Origin of the sequence: Streptomyces sp. NPDC096205 (genome assembly GCF_044763135.1) — a bacterium.
Lineage (GTDB): Bacteria > Actinomycetota > Actinomycetes > Streptomycetales > Streptomycetaceae > Streptomyces.
Genome location: NZ_JBIWFS010000011.1, coordinates 17,367 through 41,879 on the forward strand (window position 1 = coordinate 17,367; position 24,513 = coordinate 41,879).

General features: G+C 71.3%; 17 protein-coding genes. 4 read left to right on the forward strand and 13 right to left on the reverse strand.

All coding sequences use genetic code 11. The features are described from left to right. Positions 1-126 precede the first annotated feature (126 nt). A complete protein-coding gene (gene rph, locus ACIQ6Y_RS34115; protein ID WP_404045947.1) occupies positions 127-2,724 on the forward strand; it encodes a rifamycin-inactivating phosphotransferase in 2,598 nt (865 codons plus the stop codon). A gap of 58 nt (positions 2,725-2,782) precedes the next feature. On the opposite strand, the gene ACIQ6Y_RS34120 is transcribed toward rph, so the two are convergent. Continuing rightward, on the reverse strand, positions 2,783-3,898 hold the full coding sequence (locus ACIQ6Y_RS34120) for an AI-2E family transporter (protein ID WP_404045184.1): 1,116 nt from the start codon (positions 3,896-3,898) through the stop codon (positions 2,783-2,785). Positions 3,899-3,962: 64 nt separating this feature from the next. On the opposite strand from ACIQ6Y_RS34120, the gene ACIQ6Y_RS34125 reads away from it, so the two are divergent. After that, on the forward strand, positions 3,963-4,343 hold the full coding sequence (locus ACIQ6Y_RS34125) for a hypothetical protein (protein ID WP_404045187.1): 381 nt from the start codon (positions 3,963-3,965) through the stop codon (positions 4,341-4,343). A 100-nt stretch (positions 4,344-4,443) separates the two neighbouring features. Here the strand turns inward: ACIQ6Y_RS34125 and ACIQ6Y_RS34130 are convergent, their stop codons facing one another. From ACIQ6Y_RS34130 to ACIQ6Y_RS34145, 4 genes are all read right to left on the reverse strand, one after another. Next, on the reverse strand, positions 4,444-11,175 hold the full coding sequence (locus ACIQ6Y_RS34130; protein ID WP_404045190.1) for a polymorphic toxin-type HINT domain-containing protein: 6,732 nt from the start codon (positions 11,173-11,175) through the stop codon (positions 4,444-4,446). Positions 11,176-11,417: 242 nt separating this feature from the next. Further along, positions 11,418-12,515, reverse strand: coding sequence for a YeiH family protein (locus tag ACIQ6Y_RS34135; RefSeq protein ID WP_404045192.1), 1,098 nt, complete (start codon positions 12,513-12,515; stop codon positions 11,418-11,420). Beyond that, on the reverse strand, positions 12,515-13,090 hold the full coding sequence (locus ACIQ6Y_RS34140; protein ID WP_404045194.1) for a cysteine dioxygenase: 576 nt from the start codon (positions 13,088-13,090) through the stop codon (positions 12,515-12,517). The genes ACIQ6Y_RS34135 and ACIQ6Y_RS34140 overlap by 1 nt, the downstream gene beginning before the upstream one ends. 83 nt (positions 13,091-13,173) lie before the next feature. Then, entirely contained in the window at positions 13,174-14,079 is a 906-nt protein-coding gene (locus ACIQ6Y_RS34145; protein WP_404045197.1) for a LysR family transcriptional regulator, read from the reverse strand. Between the two features lie 97 nt (positions 14,080-14,176). On the opposite strand from ACIQ6Y_RS34145, the gene ACIQ6Y_RS34150 reads away from it, so the two are divergent. Together ACIQ6Y_RS34150 and ACIQ6Y_RS34155 are read left to right on the forward strand one after the other, a co-directional pair. Next, the gene (locus tag ACIQ6Y_RS34150; RefSeq protein ID WP_404045200.1) at positions 14,177-14,893 is read left to right on the forward strand and encodes a TSUP family transporter; all 717 of its coding nucleotides are present in this window, start codon (positions 14,177-14,179) and stop codon (positions 14,891-14,893) included. A gap of 331 nt (positions 14,894-15,224) precedes the next feature. Next, positions 15,225-16,754: a PLP-dependent aminotransferase family protein gene (locus tag ACIQ6Y_RS34155; RefSeq protein ID WP_404045202.1), complete on the forward strand. Its 1,530-nt coding sequence runs from the start codon at positions 15,225-15,227 to the stop codon at positions 16,752-16,754. On the opposite strand, the gene ACIQ6Y_RS34160 is transcribed toward ACIQ6Y_RS34155, so the two are convergent. From ACIQ6Y_RS34160 to ACIQ6Y_RS34195, 8 genes are all read right to left on the reverse strand, one after another. Continuing rightward, positions 16,699-18,210 carry a UbiD family decarboxylase gene (locus ACIQ6Y_RS34160; protein ID WP_404045205.1) on the reverse strand — a complete coding sequence of 504 codons (1,512 nt, stop codon included), beginning with the start codon at positions 18,208-18,210 and terminating at the stop codon, positions 16,699-16,701. The two genes, ACIQ6Y_RS34155 and ACIQ6Y_RS34160, sit on opposite strands and share 56 nt — an antisense overlap. Beyond that, entirely contained in the window at positions 18,207-18,530 is a 324-nt protein-coding gene (locus ACIQ6Y_RS34165; protein ID WP_404045208.1) for a chorismate mutase, read from the reverse strand. Before ACIQ6Y_RS34165 ends, ACIQ6Y_RS34160 begins: the two co-directional genes overlap by 4 nt. Next, a complete protein-coding gene (locus ACIQ6Y_RS34170) occupies positions 18,527-18,871 on the reverse strand; it encodes a cupin domain-containing protein (protein ID WP_404045209.1) in 345 nt (114 codons plus the stop codon). Before ACIQ6Y_RS34170 ends, ACIQ6Y_RS34165 begins: the two co-directional genes overlap by 4 nt. Before the next feature lie 64 nt (positions 18,872-18,935). Then, complete coding sequence (locus ACIQ6Y_RS34175) at positions 18,936-19,652, reverse strand: flavodoxin family protein (RefSeq protein WP_404045212.1); 717 nt, start codon at positions 19,650-19,652, stop codon at positions 18,936-18,938. A gap of 69 nt (positions 19,653-19,721) precedes the next feature. Then, a complete protein-coding gene (locus tag ACIQ6Y_RS34180) occupies positions 19,722-21,026 on the reverse strand; it encodes a TrpB-like pyridoxal phosphate-dependent enzyme (RefSeq protein ID WP_404045215.1) in 1,305 nt (434 codons plus the stop codon). A gap of 41 nt (positions 21,027-21,067) precedes the next feature. Further along, positions 21,068-22,285, reverse strand: a complete 1,218-nt coding sequence (locus ACIQ6Y_RS34185) for an MFS transporter (protein ID WP_404045218.1) — start codon at positions 22,283-22,285, stop codon at positions 21,068-21,070. Further along, positions 22,282-23,535 (reverse strand): ATP-grasp domain-containing protein, encoded by a 1,254-nt coding sequence (locus ACIQ6Y_RS34190; RefSeq protein WP_404045220.1) that lies wholly within the window; start codon positions 23,533-23,535, stop codon positions 22,282-22,284. The genes ACIQ6Y_RS34185 and ACIQ6Y_RS34190 overlap by 4 nt, the downstream gene beginning before the upstream one ends. A 32-nt stretch (positions 23,536-23,567) precedes the next feature. After that, on the reverse strand, positions 23,568-24,344 hold the full coding sequence (locus ACIQ6Y_RS34195) for a B3/4 domain-containing protein (RefSeq protein WP_404045223.1): 777 nt from the start codon (positions 24,342-24,344) through the stop codon (positions 23,568-23,570). Positions 24,345-24,513 lie beyond the last annotated feature (169 nt).

Consider the following 24,513-nt stretch of genomic DNA (forward strand, 5'->3'; position numbering starts at 1 on the left):
GCCGGTGTCGTTGTCGATGTACGGGGGATGCGGGTGCGCGCCATGCGACTCGTCAGAGGTGGGGACGACGGTGATCCGGCCGGGCGGTGCGGTGCGACGGAGCAGGACGACCTCGGGGGTGTCGCGATGAGCGAGCAGTACGTGGTGGATCTGCAGGCGGTCGACGAGACGCAGGTCGCCGTCGTCGGCGGCAAGGGGGCGCACCTGGGCGGTCTGTCGCGGATCGAAGGCATCCGCGTGCCGGACGGCTTCTGTGTGACGACGGAGGCCTTCCGGGGGGTCATGGCGGCCGCGCCGGCGATCGAGGAGCTGCTCTCCGAGCTGTCGTGCTCGGACCCGGACGACCGGGAGGCGATCCGCGCCCTCAGTGCGCGGATCCGGCGAGCCATCGAGGGCGTCGCCCTCCCCGACGAGGTCGCGGCGGCGATCACCGGCGCCCTCGCTCGGCTCGGCGAGCGGACCGCCTGTGCCGTGCGGTCCAGCGCGACGGCGGAGGACCTGCCGACGGCCTCCTTCGCCGGCCAGCAGGACACGTATCTGAACGTCGTAGGGCCGCAGGCGATTCTCCGGCACGTCAGCCGGTGCTGGGCCTCGCTGTTCAGCGAGCGGGCCGTGATCTATCGCCGGCGCAACGGGATCGACCACCGTACGGTCCATATGGCCGTGGTCGTGCAGAAGATGGTCTTCCCGGAGGCGGCCGGCATCCTGTTCACGGCCGACGCCGTCTCGGGGAACCGGAAGGTCGCCACCTTGGAGGCAGGCTTCGGCCTCGGCGAGGCCCTGGTCTCCGGCCTGGTGAACCCGGACGTTTTCACGGTGCGGGACGGCGAAGTCGTCACCAGGACGATCGCCGCCAAACAGCGTGCCGTGCAGGCCCTGCCGGACGGCGGTACGCAGGAGGTGGAGGTCGAGGCGCGGCGGCAGGAGCAGCCGACGCTGACGGATGCCCAGGTGCTGGAGCTCGTACGGCTCGGGCGGCGGATCGAAGCGCACTTCGGCTGTCCGCAGGACATCGAATGGTGTCTGGTCGACGACGGCTTCCGGATCGTCCAGAGCCGGCCGATCACGACGCTGTTCCCCGTCCCCGAGGCGGATGACCAGGAGAATCACGTCTACGTCTCCGTCGGTCACCAGCAGATGATGACCGACCCCATGAGGCCCTTGGGGCTCTCCGTGTGCCAGCTCACCGCCATGACACCGATGCAGGACGCGGGCGGGAGGCTGTTCGTCGACACCACCCGGCGCCTCGCCTCGCCCGCGGGGCGCGCCGGCCTTCTGGACCTGGTGGGGAGGTCCGATCCGCTGACCAGGGACGCGCTGGAGACGGTCCTCGACCGGGACGGCTTCGTCCCGTCGGTCCCGGACGCGGGTCCCGGCGGGCCGCCGGCCGGTGGCGCCTCCGCCCCGATCGAGACCGATCCGGCCATCGTCAAGGGGCTGATCGAGCGGAGCCAGGCGTCCCTCGGCATCCTGAGGCGCGACATCGGCATGAAGACCGGGCCGGCGCTGTTCGACTTCCTTCTGGAGGCCTTCCAGGAGCACAAGCGAGTTCTCGGTGATCCCCAGAGCATGCAGGCGATCATGGCGGGGATGGAGGCCACGTGGTGGCTCAACGACCAGTTGCAGGAGTGGCTGGGCGAGAAGAACGCGGCTGACACGCTCACGCTGTCCGCCCCCGACAACATCACGTCGGAGATGGGACTGGCGCTGCTGGACGTCGCGGACGTCATCCGCCCGTACCCGGAGCTGGTGGCGTTCCTGCAAGGCGTCCAACACGACGACTTCCTGGACGAGTTGGCGAAACTCCCGGGCGGGACCGAGGCGCGCGACGCCATCGAGGCCTACCTCGACCGGTACGGCATGCGCTGCGTCGGCGAGATCGACATCACCAGGCCGCGGTGGCGCGAACGCCCCACCGCTCTCGTGCCCGCGATCCTCGACAATGTCAGGAACTTCGAACCGGGCGCCGCCCAGCGGCGCTTCGAGCAGGGCCGGAAGGAGGCGTGGCAGAAGGAACAGGACGTGCTGTCACGCCTGCGGGACCTGCCGGACGGGGCGGAGAAGGCAGACCGGACCAAGCGCATGATCGACCGCGTCCGGACCTTCATCGGATACCGGGAGTACCCGAAGTACGACATCATCAGCCGCTACTTCGTCTACAAGCAGGCCATCCTGGAAGAGGCCGAGCGGCTCGTGAAGGCGGACGTAATTTCCGAGGTGGAGGACATCTTCTACCTCACGTTCCAGGAGCTCCACGACGTCGTGCGCTCGCACCAGGTGGATGAACAGCTCATCCAGCGGCGCAAGGAGGCCTTCCGGTCGTACCACGCGCTCACACCGCCTCGGGTGCTCACATCGGACGGTGAGACCTTCAACGGGGCGTATCGGCGCGACGACGTGCCGGCCGGTGCGCTGATCGGCCTGCCGGTGTCCGCCGGAACCGTGGAGGGAAGGGCCCGTGTCGTGCATGACGTGGCGGATGCCTTTCTCGACGCGGGAGACATCCTGGTCACGACCTTCACGGACCCCAGCTGGTCGCCCCTGTTCGTCGGGATCGCGGCCCTCGTGACGGAGGTGGGCGGCCTGATGACCCATGGCGCGGTCATCGCCCGGGAGTACGGCTTGCCGGCCGTCGTGGGCGTGGACCGGGCCACCCGGCTGATCCGGGACGGCCAGCGCATCCGCGTCCACGGCACCGAGGGGTACATCGAGATCCTGCAGTGACCGACACGTCCGGAGGCTGCGGCTGGGGCAACCGCCCCAGCCGCTGGGCCTGGAGGTGTTACGACGGAACGGCGTCACCGGGGACCGGATCGCCGTCGCCCGGCTCCGCCGGCGGCTCGCCGAGCTGCTCGCGCACGTAGTTCCACACCACGGCGATCAGAGCCGCGACCGGGACGGCGAGCAGGCTGCCCACGATGCCTGCCAGGTTGCCGCCCAGCGTCACCGCCAGCAGGATCACCGCTGCGTGCAGGCCGAGTCCGCGGCTCTGGATGATGGGCTGGAAGACGTTCCCCTCGAGCTGCTGCACGACCACGATGATGGCCAGCACGATCAGTGCGTCGGTCAGGCCGTTGGAGACCAGCGCGATCAGGACCGCGACGAAGCCGGCGAACAGTGCGCCCACGATCGGCACGAACGCGGTGACGAACGTCAGCACCGCCAGCGGGAGCACCAGCGGCACCCCCAGCGCCCAGAGACCGAGGCCGATCAGCACGGCGTCGAGCAGGCCGACGGCGGCCTGGGACCGTACGAACGAGCCCAGGGTGTCCCAGACACGCGCGGCGACGGTGGGGACGTCGGTGGCGAGCCGGCCGGGCAGCTGACGGGCAAGCCACGGCAGGAAGCGCGGGCCGTCCTTGAGGAAGAAGAACATCAGGAAGAGGGCCAGCACGGCGGTGATCACGCCGTTGACGACTGTGCTGACTCCGGTGACGACGGCGGTGACCGCACTGCCGATACCCTCCTGGGCTCGGTCGACCGCGGTGTCGAACGCCTTGTCGATCTGGGCGTCCCCGATGTTCAGCGGCGGGCCGGCTGCCCACTCCCTCAGCTTCTGGACCCCCTCGACCACACCGTCGGTCAGGTCGCCCGACTGGGACGCCACCGGAACCGCGATCAGCGCCACGACCCCCGCGGCGACGAGCAGGAACACGACCGTCACCAGCGACGCGGCCGGCGCGGGACGCCAGCCTCGTGAGCGAAGGAAGCGCGTCGGCGGCCAGGTCAGGGTGGTCAGGAGCAGACCGACGACGAGCGGCCACACCACCGACCACATCCGGCCGAGCAGCCAGAGGGCCACCGCGAGCATCACGAGCACCAGCAGCAACTCGGCGGAGACACGTGCCGATGTGCGCAACGCGGCGCGGGATTTCGTGGAACTCAACCTGGCAGACATGGGGTTCACCCTATGGCGCCCGGCCGCCTCCAGAGCAGGTGGTGGCTGCTGTCAGACTGGTTCCATGCCGAAGAAGCGAACGCCCGACAAGAACTTCGCCGACGTCGTGGCCTCACTGGAGACCACGGAGGGGTCCGACCCGGCCGACGGTCTGCTGTCGCCCGCGAGCGGGGGTGAACTCGTCGACGCCGAGGGGCGGCTGTGGACGAGGGAGCGCGGGCCGCTGGACGCGCGGCTGGCCAGGCGGCTCGTGCGCAGCGCCGACGAGATGATCATCGGAGAGGGCGCCGGGGAGGTGCTGCGGCCGGTGCCGGCCGACGGGCGTGAGGAGGCGTGGGCCCTGATCAAGGACGCGCTGGAGGCGCCCGAGTCGGGCACGTACCGGGCGTACGACTTCCGCTCGGAGGACGGTCGCGTCCTGCTGTACGTCGAGGAGTTCTGCTGACGTCGTACTGACGTCGGTATGCGTCGGGGCGGTCCGGTGTACGGACCGCCCCGACGTTCATGTCACCTCTCTCTGTTCTCCCGGTTCACGTCCGCGGTGTTCACCAGCGGTAGTGGTTCGTGCGGAAGATCCGTCCGAACCGGTTGATGAAGTCGACGTGGACGTGGTTGCCGGAGCCGCACGGACCGCGGTAGCGGCAGCGGCCGCCGGTCCTGGCGACCTGCTTGGCATGGCGGACCGCCGCTGCCTTGCTGCTGAACCGGGTGGGGTGCCACCAGTTCAGTACGTTGCGCTTCTTCGGGATGTACCGGGCGCAGTTGTGGACCAGCGCCGACCGGCCGTCGGTCACCACGAAGTAGGTGTGGCTGCCGGCGACGGTCAGGTTGAAGACGGTCCGGACCGCCTGGGTGCGGCTGGTGGCCGTGACCGTCGGCGCGAAACCGGTCGGGTTCGACAGGCGCGAGCCGGGGGTCAGCTGGAACGCGTCGATCCAGCCGCGGCCCTGGACGAAGAACGGGTGGTTGGCGGTCGCCGTGATCTTCTTCGACCGGCCGTCGCCGTCCGCGTCCACGGACAGGGTGACGAGATCCTTGGTGCCGTGACCGATGATCACGTCGGAGACCGGGGAGACGGTGGTCTCACCGGTGATCTCGTCGACCGCCTGGACCAGGTCGCCGACCTCGACCTGGCTGATCGGCAGGGTGCTGCCGTCGGCCATGACGACGGGCGTCTCGGGCAGGAAGGAGTTCCAGCGGCAGCTGCGGCCGATGGCCCGGGCGGCCCGCAGAGCGCGGTAGCCGCGGTAGGCGCGGTAGCCCCAGGCGGCGGCGCCGAGGCCGGGGATGAAGCCGGCCGCGGTGAGCGCGATGTCCCACTTGTTGCGCCAGGCCCAGCGCTTGGCCTTCTTGAAGAACTTCTTCCAGCCCCACTTGCCGTCCAGGTCGAAGCAGTTGACCGGGTCGGCCGAGCAGTACTCGTAGGCATTGGCGTTGCCGCCGCGCTGGGGGTCGACCGACAGGAACCGGCCGGTGGCGGGGTTGTACTGGCGTACGCCCATCAGGGTGAAGCCGGCCACCGTCTCGCTGGAGCGCTGCTTGCCGCCCAGCCAGCCGTAGCGCACGGCCTGCTGCTTGTCGCGCGCGTTGCCGTACTCGTCGGTGTCCAGGACGATCGGCGCCTCGCCCGCGTTCAGCGGGAGTTGGAACGCCACGTCGCCGTGGATGTCGGTGAACTGCAGCACCGTGTCACCGGTGGCGCTGGTGACCGCGCCGAGGTTCCCGGAGAGGGCGTCCACGTTGCGGGTCAGGGCACCGGTGGCGGTGTTCTCGACGATCCAGCGCGGATTGTCGTTGTCGCCGTCGTAGTGGTTGAGCTTGTTCTCGGTCGGCGACCAGGTCCCGCCGCTGTTGCTCTCCACCGTCCAGCCGCGGAAGCGCAGGGCGGCGTCGAGGGTCCAGGTCTGCCGCTTGGTGCCGCTGGTCTGCTGGTAGGCGAGGTCGTTGGTGTAGTAGCCGACGCTCACGCCGCCCGGCAGGGAGGTGGTGCGGCCGAACGCGTCGTAGACGTATCCGGCATCGGTGATGCGGTCGGCGCTGTCGAACGCCGAGGTCTTGCTGGTGCCTCCGGTGGTCGGGCAGTCCAGGCCGGGCGCCGAGGCGGCGCTGGTCAGGGACGTGCGGTTGCTGTGCTTGTCGAACCCGTAGGTGCGCCGGGTGCAGACCGTGTCCACGGTGTCGTCGACCTGCACGAGGCGGCCGGCGGCGTCGTAGCGGTAGGTCTGGTCCGACCAGCCGGCGTGGCTGGTGGTCTGGCCCTGTACGGACTCGGTGACCGCGTCGGACATCACGACGGTGCCGTCGCTGTCGCGGGTGTAGGTGCGGTCGACCGCGGCGCCGGTGGTGTCCTCGGTCTGGGTGAGGGTGTAGCCGCCGGGCAGCTTCTCCGTGGCGACCGAGCCGTCCGCGTCGTACGTCGCCTGGAAGACGCCGGCGACGGAGTCCGTCGCCTTCGTGGCCAGGCCGCGCGGCTCGACGGTGTGGTCGTAGGTGAAGGTGACGCTGGACGGGACGGTGTCGCCGACCTTGACCGGCCGGTCGAGCAGGTCGTACTCGGTGGTGGTCTTCCCGCCGTCGGCGTCGGTGTACGAGGCGAGCCGGCCGAGCTTGTCGTAGACCCGCGTGATGGTGCCGCCGGTCGGCGACGTCGTACGGATCTCCTCACCGGTGGCCGGGTCGTACTCGGTCGTGGCGTCCGGGACGGCCTGGCCGCTGCCGCCGGTGACCTTCACGGTGACGGGGCGGCCGGCCGCGTCGTACGTGGTGGTCGTGGTGCGGGTGACGCCGCCCGCGGTGTCGGTGCCGATCGTCGCGTTGCCCCACCAGTCGTACTGGGTGGTCGTGGTGGGCAGTTGCGTCGGGTTGCTGCCGCCGCCGGTGATGGCGCCACCGGGTCCGGTCGAGCACACCAGGTCGGCCCACTCCGGGCGGCCGGCGCAGGTGCCGGTGCCGGTCGCGGACCAGTACGAGGTCACCACGGTGCCCGCGTCGGCGCCGGTGCTGCCCGTGTTGTACGTCTTGACCACGCGGCCCAGCGCGTCGTACTCGGTCGTGGTGGTGATCGCCAGGCCGGCCGGGTCCTGGATCGACTTCACCGGCAGGCCCTTGGCCCAGTCGTACACGGTCTGCACGACCCGGGTCTCTCCGTGCACCGCGGGGTGCTCACGCACCTGGGCGCCGGTGGTGACCTTGGTGACCTGGTCCTTCACCTTGGCGGTGCCGTCGGTCGGGCGGCCCGCGTCGTACTCGTTGACCGTCCAGCTGCGGGCGGTGACGGGCGAGCCCGCCGCGACCAGCGTGGTGGTTCCGGACTTCAGGTCCGCGGTGAGGTCGACGCGCCGCAGCGGGCCGAACTCCTCCAGCTCACGGGTGCCGTTGTCGTTGTAGACGGACTTGGTGGTGAGCAGGTCGGCGCGCTCGGACGAGGCGAGCGAGGCGATGCCCAGCTCGGCCTGTGCGGCACGGTCCGCGGCGGTGGTGCCGAGCGCGAGGTCCCGGTTGGCCGCCGTCAGCTCGCGGACGGTGTTGCCGAAGCGGTCGTACTCGCTGGTCGTGATGTGCCCGCCGGGCGTCGCGGCGTTCACCGCGCGGCCCGAGGCGCCCATGTAGGTGATGTCCGCCCGCTGGTAGGACGTGGCGGTCAGGGCGCCGCCCGCGTTCGACGCGGGGACGGCATCGGCGGGGAACACGGCGGTCGCGTCGGTCGGCGCGTCCGTCTGGCCCCATGCCTTCACATCGGAGGCGCCCATCTTGTACGGGGCGGTGGTGCCGGTCAGCGGCACGTCGTAGACGACGCTGGTGGCGGCCTCTCCCTCGATCACGTCGAGGGTGCCCTGCTTGAGCGCGGGACGCGAGGCCTTGAGCAGCATGCCGTCACCGGCCGCGCTGCTGGAGCCCGCCTTGCCGTAGGTGAACGTCCACGGCAGCAGGCCGGGCGGGGTGACCTGCGTGACGCGGCCCGCGGTGTCGTAGGCGTACTGCGTCTTCAGCGCGGGACTGATCAGCGGGTTCCACGTCTCGGTGAGCCGGCCGGCGGCGTCGTAGCGGTAGGTCTGCACGACCTTGGAGGTCGCCGAGGCGGCACCGGGGTCGGTCGACCACAGGCGGATCTCCTTCACCTGGCCGGTGAAGTCGCCGAGCGCGGTCGTCGTCGCGGTGGTGCTCGTCGCGTAGACGAACTCCAGCGAACGGCAGCCCTTCGTGGCCGGCGTGGCCGTGCAGGTCGCGGCGGACGCGGCCGAGGTCGGGGCGATGACGCGCTTGGGGCGGGCCAGCGTCTTGCCGTCGGCCGTCACCGTCTCGGAGACGACGGTCGTGGAGGTCTGGGCCAGGCCGTCCATCAGCGCGCTGGAAACCTGCCAGGTCGTCGCGGCAGGGTCCGGCTTGGTGAACTCGGTGACGGTGCCCTCGGTGTCGGAGAGGGTGAAGCTGCCGGTCACGCTGCCGGTGAGGGTCAGTTCCTCGGAGCCGGGCTCGGGGATCCAGCCGGTCTTCGCCGCGTTCGCGGTGAAGGAGATCTCCTCGCCCTCCAGGTCCACCACGGCGACGGCCGTGTCGGAGATCCTGCGCAGGTGCGAGTAGTCGGAGTCGGTGGCCTCGGCGGCCGTGCCGGACACCCACTCCTTGCCGAAGATGGCCACCTGGCCTGACTGCTGCGCGCCGGCGTCCGGCTTGCGGGACGACGCGGTGCGGGTGACCGACAGGTCGAAGTGCGTGGTGTCGGTGGCGGACAGGGTGTAGTCACCGGTCAGCAGGTTCAGCTGGCCGGGGCCGATCTCGTCGGTCGCGGCGCCGGAGGCGGTGCGGTCGACGACCACGCTCAGCGGCTGCGTACTGCCTGAGGCACTGTTCGGGCCGGTGAAGTCGGCCTTGATCTGGACGGTGCCGTCCGGGTCGACCGTGCTGGTCGCGTCCCACACCAGCTGGGCGTTGCGGCCGGCCGTCAGAGGCACCGGCCATGCCGTCAGCGGGGTGCCGCCGGAGGTGACGTGCGCCGCGGGGATCTGCGCCCACGGGTCGGCCTCGGAGCGGCGCCAGGAGAACGACACGTTGTCGTACTTCGATCCGTCGGCCTCCGCGACGAGCGGCAGACGGCGTGCGGTGCGCTCGCCCTCGTCGGGCTGGACGAAGCCGCCCGGCCCGGCGTGGAAGGTGTAGTCGACGGCCTCGGACTTGTTGTCGGCCTTGTCGACCTGCCGCACCTGAAGGGTGTGGGTGCCGTCCTTGGGCGGGGTGACGGCGATGGCCTTGGCGGCGGTGGAGCCGCCGGTGGAGACCTTGGTCCAGGTCAGGCCGTCCAGCGACCACTCGAGCCAGTTGTGGTCGGTGCCGTTGGGGGTGACGGTGAAGGTGCCGCTCTGCCCGGCGCCCTTGACCCACGCGGTGGACGGGTAGTCCGTCGACGTGACGGAGGTGGGAGCGGAGGGAGCGGTGGTGTCGACCGTGAACGTCTTCCACTCCGACCAGCCCAGGTTGTAGTGGGTGCCGTCGTAGGGCGAGGTGCGGAACTTGTACGTCTTGCCGTTCGTCAGCGCCCCGGCCGGGACGGTCACCGAGGCGACCTGCCCGGAGTTCACCCACGGCGAGACGATGACGTTGCCGACCTGGGTGTTGGTGACGGCGTCGAAGATCTGGAAGGTGCCGTTGACCTTGTCACCGTTGGGGTCGACAAAGGTGTCGCGCAGGGTCGGGGTGAGCGTGTTGACGACGTAGGCGCCGCTGTAGGAGTAGTACGGCGGGCCCGCCTCCTGCTTGGTCCCCGTGCGCGGCCGGTAGTTGTAGGTGACGACCAGCTTCGGCGGGTTGGCGGCGGCGTTGGCGGAGTTGACGCGCTTCCACTGCCCGGTGACGTTCTCGTCCGAGGCGCGCAGGCCCAGGTGGGACTTCGCGGCCTTCGCCGAGGCCCACTCCTGCACCAGCGTGGTGACGTTCGCGTTGATCCAGCCGTCCGGCTGCGTGCTGCAGGAGGCGTTGCCACGCGTCTCCGACGAGGTGGCCTTCTCCGCGATCCACGACGGCTGAGCCGTCCACCGCGAGGAGGTCGAGGCAGCCCCGGTGGACCACACCTCCCACGGCTGGTTCGGGCACGAGGAGCCGGTGTAGTTGCCGGAGTGGAAGTTCCACAGCGAGAGCTTGGCGTCCATCACCAGCGCGTCGGCGATCGGCGCGGTGTTCCAGGAGATGAACGACCGGGCCGTGCGGAAGGTGCCGTCGGCGTTCTTCGTACCCGGGTTGCCCAGGTCGAGCTCGGTGTCGGCGGACCAGTCGACGGTCTCGCCCTGCTGGACGTAGGTGTCGAAGACGTTGCTCAGCGCGGAGGTGGACGGGTCCACCGTCACGGGGTACTTCGTCCTCGGGTCGGCGAGGAAGGCGGCGTCCGGGGTGAGGACCAGGTCGACCGAGCCCTTGCGCTGGACGACCTTCAGGCCGACCTTCGCGCGATGGGTGTGCTCGCCGGAGACCTTGTCGGTGGTCGCGTCCCACATCACCGGGGCGGGCATGACGGCCCGCCGCTTGTTCTTCCTGTCGGTGAAGAGGAGGCTGCCGTCCTTCTGCTGCTTGACCTTCAGGCCCTTGGCCTTCAGCGGCAGCGTGTAGGTGTAGCCGCTCGTCGCCGGGCGCTGCCGGATGTCGACGTACTGCTCGTAGCCGGTGCGGGTGGCCTCCACGACGACGTCGGCGCCGGGTACGGCGTTGACGTAGGTGGCGCGGGTGCCGTCCAGCCGCGGCTTGGGCAGGCCGCCCTTCCACTGCAGGGTGATCTGCTGGTCGCCCTCGCCCAGGGTCACGAGGTCGCGTGCCACTGCGGTGGCCGTGTCCCGCAGCGAGCGGGCCTTCGCGCCGCCGCCGGCGTTGAGCCGGAGTCCGTTGGGATGGCCGACGGGCTCCACCGCGCCGCCGGCCTGCTCGACCAGGGTGAGGTCCACCGGGTGCCAGCGGCCGTTCTCCTGGTAGCGGATCGGGCCGGCCGTGAGCTCGGTGGTGAGCGAACCGTCCTTGTTCGCCCACGTCGTCGACGTCTCGGTGCGTTCGGAGAGCGCCTCGACGCGCCTTCCCGACAGTCGCGCGGCCACGCGGGCCGACGGGATGTCGGCGGCCTGCTTCACCGCGGGCCTGGGCTCCTTGGCGGCCTTGTCCGCGTCGGCCGCGAACGCCGTGCCTGTGGCGTCGAGCAGCGAGACGGCCAGGGTGAGGACAACACCCCCCGCCACGGCGCTGAGTGTCCTCCCGGACCAAGGCCGGCCCCGTTCATTGGGACCGGGTATGTGGATCGTCATGCCTTCTCGGTCTCTTGTGAGTTCCCTGTGCGCCACCTGTGTGACGCTGTTGCAAAAGTAATGGGGAGAAAGTGAGCGAGAATCGTGACAAGTTGCCACAACTGAGCCTGGAAGGTGCTCAAACTGCCCCGTGATCTAAGCCACTTGTGAGAACGAGGGGAACTCTTCCCAGCACCTGGTGTTCCCTCAGGTGAACGCGAAGAGGCCGCCGGCGGGCGCGGCGGTGGTGCTGCCGAGGCACGTCACCGTGCGACCAGCAGCACCCCGGCGTAGGAGACGCCTGCCACCACCAGCCATGCCGTCAGGCCCAGCAGGGCCGTCCGTGCGCCGGTTCGGGTGAGGGAGGGCAGGTCGACCGCGCTGCCGAGCCCGAACAGGGCTGTGGCCAGCAGGAGTTCCTGTCCGGTGTGGGCCGCGTCCAGCACGGGGGTCGGCAGCAGGCCGGTGCTGCGCAGGGTCACGGCGGCGAGGAAGCCGACGATGAACAGCGGTACCAGCGGCGCCCGTTTGCGGCCTGACTCAACCGGCCCGGACTCGACAGGCCCGGGCTCGACAGGCCCGGGCTCGACAGGCCCGGCCGCGGCACGGCTGCGGCGCCGCGCGGACAGCGCGACGGCGGCGACCAGCGGCGCGAGCAGCGCCACCCGCATGAGCTTGACCAGCACCGCCTCACCGAGGGCCGCGTCACCGGCGGTCTGCGCCGTGGCGACGACCTGGCCGACGTCGTGCACGCTCGCGCCGACCCAGCGCCCGAACGCGACGTCGCCCAGCCCCAAGGGCCCCTGGAGCAGGGGCAGTACGGCGATGGCGAGGGTCCCGCAGAGGGTGACCAGGGCCACGGAGGTCGCCGCGTCGCGTTCGTCGCTGCCTCTCGCCTCCCCCACCGCGCCGATGGCCGAGGCGCCGCAGATCGCGTACCCCGCGGCGATCAGCAGGGGCTGGTCCCCCGGCAGCCCCAGTCGCCGGGCCAGCCACCAGGTCCCGCCTAGTGTGGCCATGACGACGGCCAGCGTCATGGCGACGGTGGCCCAGCCGATGCCGGCCACGTCCCCGAGACCGAGCTGCAGCCCGAGGAGGACGATGCCGGCCCGCATCAACCGCCTTCCGGCGTACGACAGTCCCGGGCGGGCGGCTCCCCGCACCACCGAGCGCAGCCGGGGCAGGTGCGCGGCGAGGACGCCGAGCACGACGGCGGCGGTGAGCAGCGGTACGGCGGGAAGCAGCCGGTGGACGGCGAGGGCGAAGCATAGGGCGCAGGCCGCGAGGAGGAGTCCCGGGCTCAGGGCGGGCGCTTCGCGCACGCGGTCACGTTGCCCAGGACGCTCCCTGAGGAGGGCCATCAGCAGTCGGCGGGCAGTTGGTAGACGCGTCGGACGCTGCTGCCGAGGCGGGAGATGTCCGCGCCGTAGACGTGCAGCGAGATCGCCGTCGCGGGGCCGGCGTTCCAGACGCGGTGGATGTCGCCGGGAGGGGCGAAGCCGCAGAACTCGCCCTGTTCGGTGAGGGCGTCGGCGGTGGCGACGAGCCTGGCGGAGCCGTCGGCCGCCGGGAGGAGCCGGTAGCGCCGCTCGCGTTCCTGGCCCTGGTGCACCCCCGTCGTGCACCAGGAGACGTGGTCGTGGACGGTGGTTCCCTGACCGGGCAGCCAGACCAGCGCGACGACGGAGAAGCTCCCGTCGTGCTCCGCGTGCAGCAGGTGCTGTCGGTACCGGGCCGGATCGCTGAGCTGCTGCTCGTCGGTGAGCAGGTCGGGCGCGCCCAGGTGGGGTGCGAGGCGTTCGCCGACGAGGTGCGCGGTCAGGTCGGGCGGGAGGCCTCGCGCGACGTCCTGTCGTATGCCGGCGAGGAGGGCTTCGAGACGGTCGGTGGCCGGGGCCGCGGTGAAGGCACCCGGAGCGGTCGGCGCGGAAGTCATGCAGCAAGCGTCGGACCGCGCCTGCCATCACGTCCAACGACACTTTCTTCGCATGTCCCAAGGAACGCTTATGGGTTGTGCGGTCAACAACCCGTCTTGCCGGCGGCCACCGTCTTCAGCTCCTTCAGGACCAGCGCCGTGGCGGGAACACGCAGGTGCTCCCGTAGGACGTAGGCCGAGACCTTGCGCCGGGAAGCGGGCTGGAGCGGCCGGCCGGCCACCTTGGCGCGGTGCATGAAGGTCAGCATCAGCGCGGGAACCATGGCGACGCCGAGCCCTTCCGCCACCAGGCTCTGCACCGCGAGGTTGTCGTCCGTGGTGAAGGCGATGTCGGGGACGAAGCCCGCCCCCTCGCACTCGTGCAGCAGGTTGGCGCGGCAGCGCGGACAGCCGGCGATCCACCGCTCCCCCGCGAGGTCGGTGAGCTTGACGACCCTGCGCCGGGCGAGCCGGTGCCTGCTGGGCAGCAGCACCGTCAACTGGTCCTCCAAGAGGGGAGTTTCGACCAGGTCCTCCGGGACCTGCTCGTGCAGCCCCGGGTAGGTGAACGCCAGGGAGATGTCGCACTCCCCCTGCGCCAGGCGGTGCAAAGACTCCGGCGGCTCGTTCTCCAGCAGATCGACGCGTATGCCCGGGTGGTCCGCCGCCAGTCGGGCCAGAGCCTCCGGCAGGAGCGTGGAGTTGGCGCTGGGGAAGGCACAGACCCGGACCCGTCCGGCGTGCAGCCGGGCCAGGGCGTTCATCTGCTCCTGCGCCGCCGACAGCGAGCCGAGGATGTCGTCGGCGTGCCGTGACAGCGTCTCGCCCGCCTCGGTGAGGCGTAACCCGCGGCCCACCCGCACGAACAGCGGCATGCCGACGTCCCGTTCGAGCGCCTTCATCTGCTGGGTGATCGCCGGCTGGGTGTAACCGAGGGTGCGCGCGGCAGCCGAGTAGGAGCCGGTCCGGACCACTTCGTGGAACGTTCTCACGTGCCGGGAGTCGAACACCGCTGCATCATAGAGGGAGTTCGGGGCCGCCCGAGGGGCCGGCCTTCCCCACCGCAGCGCGTAGACAGCGTCTACGCCCTCCTGGTAGACACCGTCCATGGACCCGTTCCTTCTCGGGGTCGTCGTGACGGTGGGCGCGTGCGTTCAGTGGCTGACGGGGATGGGCTTCGCGCTCGTCGCCGTTCCCGCGCTCGTGCTGCTGCTCGGCCCGTCCCAGGGTGTCGCCCTGGCCAACTGCGCGGCCGGTGCCATCAGTGCCGTCGGACTGGCCGGGGGCCGGCAGCGGGTACGGCTGCGGGCGATGGTGCCGCTGGTGACCGCGTCCGTCTGCGCGGTCCCGGCCGGGACGTGGGTGGCCGCCCGACTCCCCCTGCCCGCCCTGCTCGTCGGGATGGGCCTCGTGGTGACCCTGGCCGTCCTGCTCGCGCTGCGCGGCCTGCGGATGCCCGCCCTGATCGGCACCCGGGGGGCCGTCACCGCCGGCGCGGCAGGCGGGTTCATGAACGCCTCGGCCGGCCTGGGCGGCCCGCCGCTCTCCCTGTATGCGATGAACGCCGGCTGGAGCGTCCACGAGTTCGTACCGAACGCGCAGTTCTACGGCATCGTCGTGAACGCCTTCTCCCTCGCGGCCAACGGCGTTCCGCGGCTGGGCCCGACAGGGTGGGTGACGGCCGTGGCCGCCATGATCACGGGTGGGCTCATCGGCAAGCTGCTCTCCGACCGGGTCCCGGAGAGCCGCGCCCGGCAGCTCGTCCTGCTGCTCGCACTGGCGGGTGGGCTGTCGGCCCTGGCCAAGGGGTTGGCCGGGCTCTGATCCGGGACGCGGGCGATCGTCGCGGGCGCCGCAGGGCTCGACGCGCCGCCCTTCGTGACAGCGAGTGGTAGCGTCGGGTGCGACTAGGGCCTGTCTTCCGGATCAGGTCGGCTAAAAGGGACTGCGCTTCTCGACCAAGCCGAGCGGGGTCTGGTGCGTGCAGCTGCAAGGCGGAGGAGGGCGTCGACGCAGAGCGTCGGCAACCGACGACAACGCCGCAGATGTGCGTGCCAGACCCCGCGACGCCGGCATGATCCGGAAGACAGGCCCTAGGGGTTACTCCTCGGACATCGCGTTCTCGTACGCGATGCGCGGGGACGGGGGGAACGGCGTGGGATCCACCGATCTGCTCATCACTTTGGACCGGGTGAGCGGTACGACGCTGCAGCAGCAGGTGTGCGACCAGGTCACCGCGCTCGTGCGCGCGGGACGGCTGCGCCCCGGCGACGCCCTGCCCGCCTCACGTGAACTCGCCCAACAGCTGGGCGTCTCCAGGACCGTGATCATCCGGGCCTACGAACTGCTGCGGGCCCAAGGGGTCCTGACCGCCCGGCGCGGCTCGGGCACCCGGGTCGCGGAGCTGCCCACCAGCGGTTCGGTGGACCTCGGCACCGGTACGGCGGCCCGCTCCAGGCCCGTACAGCCGGTTCCCGCACCGCCCCGGCCCACCGACGAGGGCGACCCGCTGTGGCAGCCGTGGGAGCCGCCGCCCGTTCTGCGGCGTCCCGGCAACGTCCTCGACTTCCGGCACGGCACGCCCGCGCTCGCCGCGTTCCCCGTCGCCCGGTGGCGGCAGTCGATGCACGAGGCGTACGGGCGGGCCGACACCGCCGCGCTCGGCTACGGCCCGGCCGAGGGCTCGGCGGCCCTGCGCGCCGAGATCGCCGCCCTGGTGCGGCAGAGCCGGGCCATCGACGCCGCCCCGGAGAACATCATGGTGACCGGTGGCGCCACCCAGGCGCTGGACATCCTGGTGCGGATGCTGGTCGGGCCGGGCGACGTGGTGGTCATCGAGGACCCCAGCCATACCGTCCTGCGGCAGGTCTTCGGGTGTTCCGACGCCGCCGTGGTGCCCGTCCCCGTCGACGAGGAGGGCCTGCGGGTCGCGGACATCGACGACCGGGTGCGCGCCCACGGGCACGATCCGGCGCAGGTGAAGCTGGTGTACGTGACGCCGTCGCACCAGTTCCCCACCGGCTTCATCATGTCGCAGACCCGCCGCCGCGCCCTGATCGCCTGGGCCCACGAACGCGGTGCGACGGTTCTGGAGGACGACTACCACAACGAGTTCACCTTCACCGCGGAGCGGCTGCCCGCGCTCGCCGCCGAGCGGCACCGCGACACCGTCGTCTACGTCGGCAGCTTCAGCAAGACCCTGTTCCCGGCGCTGCGCATCGGCTACGCGGTGCTGCCGCCGCACCTCGTGCAGCCGTTCCTCGGGATCAAGTGGATCACCGACCGGCTCACCCCGACCGTGACGCAGGAGGCACTGGCCGACTTCATCGCGACGGGTGCCTACGCCCGGCACATCAGCCGGATGACGCGGCTGTACCGGCAGCGCAGAAGGCGGCTTCTGGAGGCGCTGTACGAGCACTTCGGAGCCGAGGTGCGCATCTCCGGGGAGGCGGCGGGACTGCATGTCCTGATCAGCTTCACCGGGGCGCGCGGCGTGCCGGAGGAGGAGATCGTGGAGCGGGCGGCCGGACGCGGGGTCCGGGTGTACCCCGCGTCCGGCTACTTCGTCCTCGACCCGCCGGCCGAACCGACGTTCCTGGTCGGCTACGCCGCGCTGCCCACCGCCCGGATCACCGAGGGCGTGGCCCTGCTGGCCGGCGCTGTGCGCGAGGCGAGGGGCCGCTGATCCGCGAGGGCGGCACCGCGGCGTCCGGTGTCGCCTCGGGCTCGGTGAAGCGGGGCCGGCGGAAGCGGGCGCGCTGTGCGTACGGCACCGTGCAGTCGAAGTGCGCCTTCGCGGTCCGCCCGTCGGCGGAGAGGCTGTCCGAGTAGGCGGTGGACTGCGTCGGGTCGAGCGGGAAGCCCTCCCGGTCGGGCAGGACGGTCAGGTCCCGGTCCGCCTGGAGGCGGGTGGCCATCGCCCACCACAGGTCGGCGTCCGACTCCGCGTCGACGTCCTCGTCCACCGAGACGACCAGCTTGGCCATCCGGAACGTCTCCAGGACCGACTCGGCGGACTCACGGACCAGCAGGTCGTCGGCATCCGACCGCTTGGCCTTCCACTGGATCACCACCATGAGCTGCCCGCCGCCCGCCGTGTGGCAGTGCACGGCACCGACCGGTGCTCCCAGGCGGCGCAGCCGGTCCAGGACCGCGGCTTCCATGCCGAAGCCGAGCAGCACCGACTGCTCGTGACCGGGGCCCGAGACGGTCTGCAGGATCGCCCCGTCGCGTGCGGTGATCCCGGTGACGCGCACCGTGGGCAGCGCAGGGTGCGCGCGCCCCTGGTAACCGAGGAACTCGGGGGTGGCGGACGGGCCGTTCGGGTTCTCCGGGGCCAGGTCCGCGAGGAGTTCGCCCTCGATGACGTACTCGGCGTGGGCGACGTACTCCGCGTCGACGGTCCGGCACCGGGCGAGTTCGACGGGTGCGCCGCCGAGGGCGCCCGCGACCGCCAGCTCGTCCACGCCCGCCGGCACCAGGGAGGTGGGGCAGCACGACGCGAGGAGCAGGGCCGGGCCCAGGCCCAGGTGGATCGCGACGGGCAGGTTCTCGCCCCGGCGGCGTGCCGCCTGCCCGGCCGCCTCCAGGTCCCGGCCGGGCACCATCCAGATGGTGAGCCGGTCGGGGCCCTGGACACACATGCGGTGCACGGACAGATTGCGCACACCGGTGTCCGGGTCGGTGGCCAGGACCGCGCCGAGCGTCAGGAACGGCCCGGCGTCCTCGTCGGTGAGGACGGGGATCGGCAGCGCTGTCAGATCGGGTGCGAGCAGGTCGCGGGCCTGAACCCGCCCTTCGGGGACGTACGACGGCGCCACCGGTGAGGCCACGGCGTCGAGCAGCCGGTGGGCCATCTCGGCAGGGGTGAACCCGAGCAGTCCCGCGGCGCGCCGGCGGCTGCCGTACAGGCCGATGAGCACCGAGCGGGCCGCCGCGCCGCCGCTGGGTGCCACTCGCTCGAACAGCACGGCGGGGCCGGGGCCCGTGGGCGGCGGGGCGGGTGTCCCGGCCCACTTCGCGTACCGGGCGGTGACCCCGAACCGGGCCGGGACCTCCTCCCGGACCCGCACCAGCTCGCCGGGCAGCGGGTCCAGCCCGGCGAGCGCGGTGCGCAGATCGGCGAGTCCGCGGCGGGTCATGCCGCTCCGTTCGCCGCGGTCGGCGCTGCGGCGGCCCGGCGTTCGGCGAGCCGCCGCAGCTGAAGGTCGGTCAGCTCGCGGATCAGCGTGCGGTACACGGCCTCCGCGATGGCGGGCGGCATGCCCTGCGCGTCGGCCAGATCGCGCACCTTGGTGATCACCTGCTCCACCCGCTGGGGTGAGCGGACCGCCTGTTCGTCCTGCTTGAACTCGGTCAGCTCGCGGACGACCGCGGTGCGTTCGGCGAGCAGGGCGACGATTCTCCGGTCGAGTGCGTCGATCGAGACGCGCAGTTCCTCGATCCTGTCGGTGCCGCTCATGGCGCGGGCACCTGGTCGACGACGTAGACGACGGTGGACTCGGTGTCGGAGCCCTGGGAGCGGTGCCGTTCGTCGCCGGGGATGATGAAGCCCATGCCGGGACGGCAGGGCACCGAGCGGTTGTCGAAGTGGATGGTGAACTCGCCCTGGAGGACGTATCCCTGGTGGCCGTGCTCGCACCACTTGAGCTCGTTGAAGCCCGCGGGGAGCTCCAGCAGGCGCACCCGGTACCCGCCGGTGTACGCGATCTTCACCCGGCCGTCGGCGCCGGGCTTGTGCCACTTCTCCCAGGGGATGCTGTCGAAGTCGATGCCGACGACGGCGGGGGTGACGGTGGACATGATGTGAGTGCTCCTGATCGTGCGGTGGTCGGATGATGAGGAACGGCAGACCGGCGCGGTGTGGTCAGGCGGGCCGCTGGGCGCTGTCGACCAGGTGGGGCCGGCGGCGTTCGACGCGCTCGTTCTGGTCGTCCAGCGGCAGCACGGGTTCGCCGGTCTCGGCCTGGTGACGGCGCAGCAGTTGGACCATGTCCACCATCCGATGGGCCATGCGCTCCAGGGCGTCCACGCCTTCGGGGTCGTTGAGGCCCGGCTCCCTCGCGGTGTTGCGCAGCAGGGCCGGGAATCCGCTGCCCACCAGGATCATCCGGTTGAGCAGCAGGTTGTCGACCAGTTGGTGGTGGACGGAGGCGTCGCTGTAACGGCGGGCCGTGACGATGATGCCGCCGACCTTGTTGGCGAGCGGCCGCTCGAAGCGCAGGAAGCCGACGCCCGCCCGCTCGATGAAGATCTGCATGAGGTGGGCGAGGCCGAAGCCGTGCACCGGCACGGCGTAGATGATCCCGTCGGCCTGCCGCATCCGGTCGATGATGGCGGGCATGTCGTCGCGCACCCCGCATGGGAGGGTGCGGTTGTTGCAGTCGCCGCACGGGCTGCACGGCGAGATGCGGTGCTCGCGCAGGTACAGGGTCTGGAAGTCGGCGCCGCGCTTGCGTACCAGTTCTCCCGAGTACTGGAGCGCCAGGTCGGTGTTGCCGCCCGCCCGCTCCGACCCCGAGATGCCGAGGATGACGGGTCGGTCCCCCCGTATGTCCGGCGGTGTTCCCTGTGCTGTGAGCATGTTTTCCCCCTGTTTGTGATCGCGCGGCGGAGCGGGACCCCCTGTCCCGCTCCGCCTTGGGTCCTCGCGTCAGTCGGTCAGCTTGCCGCCGAAGTAGTCGATGTAGGCCTGCATGTCGAAGTGGCCGTGGCCGGAGAGGGAGAACAGGATCGTCTTCGCCTCGCCGGACTCCTTGCAGGCGAGCGCCTCGTCGATGGCGACGCGCACCGCGTGGGTGGACTCCGGGGCGGGGACGATGCCCTCGTTGCGGGCGAAGGTGACACCCGCCTCGAAGCACGCGGTCTGCGGCACCGCGCGCGCCTCCAGGTAGTCCAGCTCCTTGAGCTGGCTGATGATCGGGGACATGCCGTGGTAGCGCAGGCCGCCCGCGTGGATGCTCGGCGGCACGAAGTCGTGGCCGAGAGTGTGCATCTTGGTCAGCGGGGTCATGCCGGCCGTGTCACCGAAGTCGTAGTCGAAGCGTCCCTCGGTCATGGTCGGGCAGGACGCGGGCTCGACGGCGATGGCCCGCACCGAGCGCCCGCCGCGCAGCTGCTCGCCGAGGAACGGCAGCGCCAGGCCGCCGAAGTTGGAGCCGCCGCCCGCCGCGCCGATCACGATGTCCGGGTAGTCCTCGGCCAGCTCCATCTGGAGCTGCGCCTCCTTGCCGATGATCGTCTGGTGCATCAGCACGTGGTTGAGCACCGAGCCGAGGGCGTACTTCGCGGTGCCGCCGCTGGTCACCGCGGCCTCCACCGCCTCGGAGATGGCGAGGCCGAGGCTGCCCGGCGAGTCGGGGTCGGCGGCGAGGGCGTCCCGGCCGGCCTGGGTCAGCTCGCTCGGGCTGGCGGTGACGGTGGCGCCGTAGGTCTCCATCAGGCCGCGGCGGTACGGCTTCTGCTGGTAGCTCACCTTCACCATGTAGACCTCGCAGACGAGGCCGAAGTAACGGCAGGCCAGTGACAGGGAGCTGCCCCACTGTCCGGCGCCGGTCTCGGTGGTGAGGCGGCCCACGCCGGCCTGCTTGTTGTAGTAGGCCTGCGGGATGGCCGTGTTGGGCTTGTGGCTGCCGGCCGGGCTGACGCCCTCGTTCTTGAAGTAGATCCGCGCCGGCGTGTCCAGGGCCTTCTCCAGGCGGCGCGCCCGCACCAGCGGGCTGGGCCGCCACTGCTTGTAGACGTCCAGCACGGCGCCGGGGATGTCGGTCTCGCGCTCGGTGGAGAACTCCTGGGCTATGAGCTCAGCGGGGAACAGCGGCTCCAGGTCGTCCGGGGTGACGGGCTGCCGGGTGCCGGGGTGCAGCATCGGCTCCAGCGGCTTGGGCAGGTCCGCCACCACGTTGTACCAGGTGGTGGGCAGCTGGTCTTCGGACAGCAGGAACTTCGTCTGAGACATGAACACTTTCCCGTGATCGTCGGTGCGTGGAGGCGGATGGTCTAGGTGGTGGCCGGGGCCGCGGCGGGCTCCGGCGGGCGGGCGGCGGCCGTGGGCCTGGTCCGCAGCACGGCGTAGGCGGCCATGCCGACGAGCGGTGCCGCAAGCAGGGTGAGGAAGACGGGCCGGTGGCCTTCGGCGGTCCACAGCGCGCCGAGACCCGCGGGCACCGCGAGCCGGGCGAGCCCGAGGACGAAGCCGTTGAGCGCCATGAAGCTGCCGACTCGACGCTCGTCGACATGGTCGGCGATGTAGGTGGGCACGACCACCGAGGCGATGATCTCGCCGAGCGTCCAGATCACCGTGGACAGCAGGATCGCCGGCAGCGAGAAGCCTACGACGATGACGGCCAGGCCGGCGGCCCACAGCGCTCCGCTGACCAGCAGCAGCGGCTTGGTGCCATGGCCCTGCATGCGCTTCTCCATGGCCAGCCCGAGGCCGACCACGACGATGCTGTTGACGGTGTAGACGACGCCGACCAGCCCCGCCGACTCGTGCAGGACCGTGGTGACGGCGAGAGGCAGCGCGTATTCGAGGCCGATCAGCGGCACCACGTAGAAGAAGGACACGAGCACCAGGAGCAGCACGTGGTGGTGGCCGAGCGGGCCCGAACGCGCCTTGTCCTTGCGGCTCTTGGCCTTGTCGCGTCGGTCGGAGGGCACCCACAGGGCGATCAGCGCGGCGCACAGCAGGCCGGCGATGATGTTGCCCGCGAACATGACGTGGTAGGAGTACGCCGCCGCGAGGCCGCCCAGCAGGGGGCCGATGCCCATGCCGAGGTTGTTGCCGATGTAGCTCACCGTGTAGGCGAACGGCCGCTGCTCGGGCGCGGTCAGATCGGCGACCAGGGTGTTGGACGCCGGCCCGAACATGCCCATGCCGACCAGGGCGACGAAGAGCAGTCCGGCGTACGTCCACGGGGGGCCGTCCAGCACGGCGAGACCGAGATAGCCCGCGGCGTTCAGCAGAAGCGCGGTGAGCAGGGCCGTGCGCCGATCGCGCCGGTCGCACAGCGGCCCGCTCAGCAGGCTGCCCACGAGCAGGCCGGTGCTGCCCACCGAGATCAGCAGTCCGGCCTCGCCGGGGCTGAGGTCCTTGCCGCGCACCAGGTAGACGGCGAGCAGCGGGAAGACGAACATGCCCGCGCGGTTGATGAAGGAGGCGAGGAACAACACCCGTAGCGCGAGCGGGAGTTCCCTTAACCGGGTCAGCCACGTCATCGCTGTGCCTGCCCGCCCGTGGTGCCGGCGGTGACCTCGGGCGCCGTCTCCACGCGGAAGGCGTCGCGTACGGTCTTGAAGCGGGCCCGGATGTCGTCGAAGTCGGTGCCCTCGCACACGTACCAGCCGAGGACGTCGTTGGAGGCGGTCGGCGGGGCCAGGACGTCGCCGACCTGCTTCCACACATCGGCGTCCAGGACTCCGTCGAGTGCCATCAGTTCGGCCGGGGTGGTGATGGCGGTGATGTGTCCGTACCGGTCCGAGGCGAGGTACTCGGTGCCGATCTCGGGGCCGAGGCGGGCCTCGGTGCGGTGCGCCGGGTCGAGTTCCAGACGGCACCACTCGCCCGCGAGGTTGATCCCGCGTCCGGCCTCGATCGCCGGGACGATGGAGCCACCGCCGGCCCGCGCACCCGCCTCGCCGAACACCACGTCGCCGTCGTCCAGCAGGAAGAACTCGGCGTGGACCACACCGGTGGCGAGGCCGAAGCCGCGCAGCACCACGGTGTTGAGCTCCAGGATGCGCCGCTCCCCCGCCGACAGGTCGTGCTTGCGTGAGATGGTGCCGCCCGGCTCGTTGAGGTACTCCAGGACGGAGTAGGTGTAGCGGGAGAGCTGGGCGAAGACCGCTTCGCCGTCCTTGAAGAGCGAGTCGACGTGGTACTCCGTGCCGCGGATGAACTCCTCGACCCGGTACTCGTGCCGGTCGTCGCCCATCTCCTCCCAGACCCGCTCCAGGTCCGCCGGGCCGTCCACCCGGTAGGTGCGGCCGCAGGCCCAGCCCGCGTACGGCTTGACGACGACCGGGTAGCCCACCTCCTCGGCGAACTCGGTGACCGCGCCGATGGTGTCCGGGCGGCAGGACCGGGCGACCCGCACACCGAGTTCCTCGGCCCGGCGGTGCATCACGTTCTTGTCGCGGAAGTTGAGCGCCTGGTCCGGGGTGAGCCCCGGGATGCCGTGGTCGCGCCGGGCGCGGCTGGCGGGCAGCACATCTCCCTCGAACAGCGGGAAGATGCGCTCGATACGGTGCTCGGCGACGATCGTGTCGACCGCGGCACGTACGGCCGCGGTGTCGTCCAGGTCGGCGTGGTACTGGGCCAGGCCCTCGGCCTCCGGCGCCTGCCATCCGGCGGGCAGCAGCACCACGGTCCCCACGCCGAGGTCGTCGGCGGCGGCCACGATGCTGCGGAACTGGGCGACGTAGCGCCCGGCGGCGGGCCGGTAGATCACCAGGATCGAACGGTTCATGTCCTGCTCCTCATCCAAGAGTGGGGACCGGCTCAGCGGACCGGCGCGGCCGACAGGGCGCCGAACAGCTCCACGCGGGTGGTGGCGCCGTCGAGGATCCGCGGTGGCTCGGGGGCGGCGCCGAGGCCGGTGAGCGCCTGCGTGAGCTGTCCGAGCGTCCGCTCCACCTCGGCCCGGCCGCCCTCGTGCACCGACTCGACGGTGAGCAGGAGCCGGCGCCGTCCGAGGTCCGACTTGACCAGGTCGCCCTGACGCCAGTTCCAGCGCCGGGAGTGGGCGCGGCCCTGGTCGTCGGCGTAGACGACCTCGCCGGGCTCGGGGTGCTCGGGGGCGTCGGGTGCGCCGAGCGGCAGATAGACCTCGGTCCCGTCGGCGAGCCGCACGGACAGCTCCGCCTCGATGCCGCCCACGTCGCACGAGGCCACGGGCAGCCGGCTCTCCAGGGACACCGCGTTGCACAGGTCCACCAGCGAGTTGATGCGCGGCAGCCGGTCTCCCTTGGCGACCCTGCGCAGCACCGACTCGGCGGCGCAGGGGAACCGGTTGGGGTTCACGCCCGTCTCCCGGTAGGCGTCCCGCCAGGCGGCGATGGAGGGCAGGGCGGAGACGTCGGCCTTGGAGAGCCCCTCGCCGTGCAGGGCGTCCTCGGCGGCGGTGAGGCGGTCCGCCACCTGGGGGGCGTCCGCGACGACGCCGACGTCCGGTACGGCGATCAGGCCGAGGACGTAGCCGGGCACGCGCTCCCACACGCGCGCGTCGACGCCGACGCTGAGGGAGCGGGTGTCCGAGTGGGGGCGGTCGCTTTCCATGGGTGTGTGGTCCTTCGTTTCTTCCGGGCGGCGGCCGCCCGTGCCGGTTGTGCCGGGCGGGCCTTGTTGACGGGTCGACAGTAGGGAGCGGTCGGGGGGCCGGCAGTGGCCAATTACGGGGTAATGCGTGAGGCCACTTGTCGGCCGCGGGAGTCCGCTGTGCCGGTGT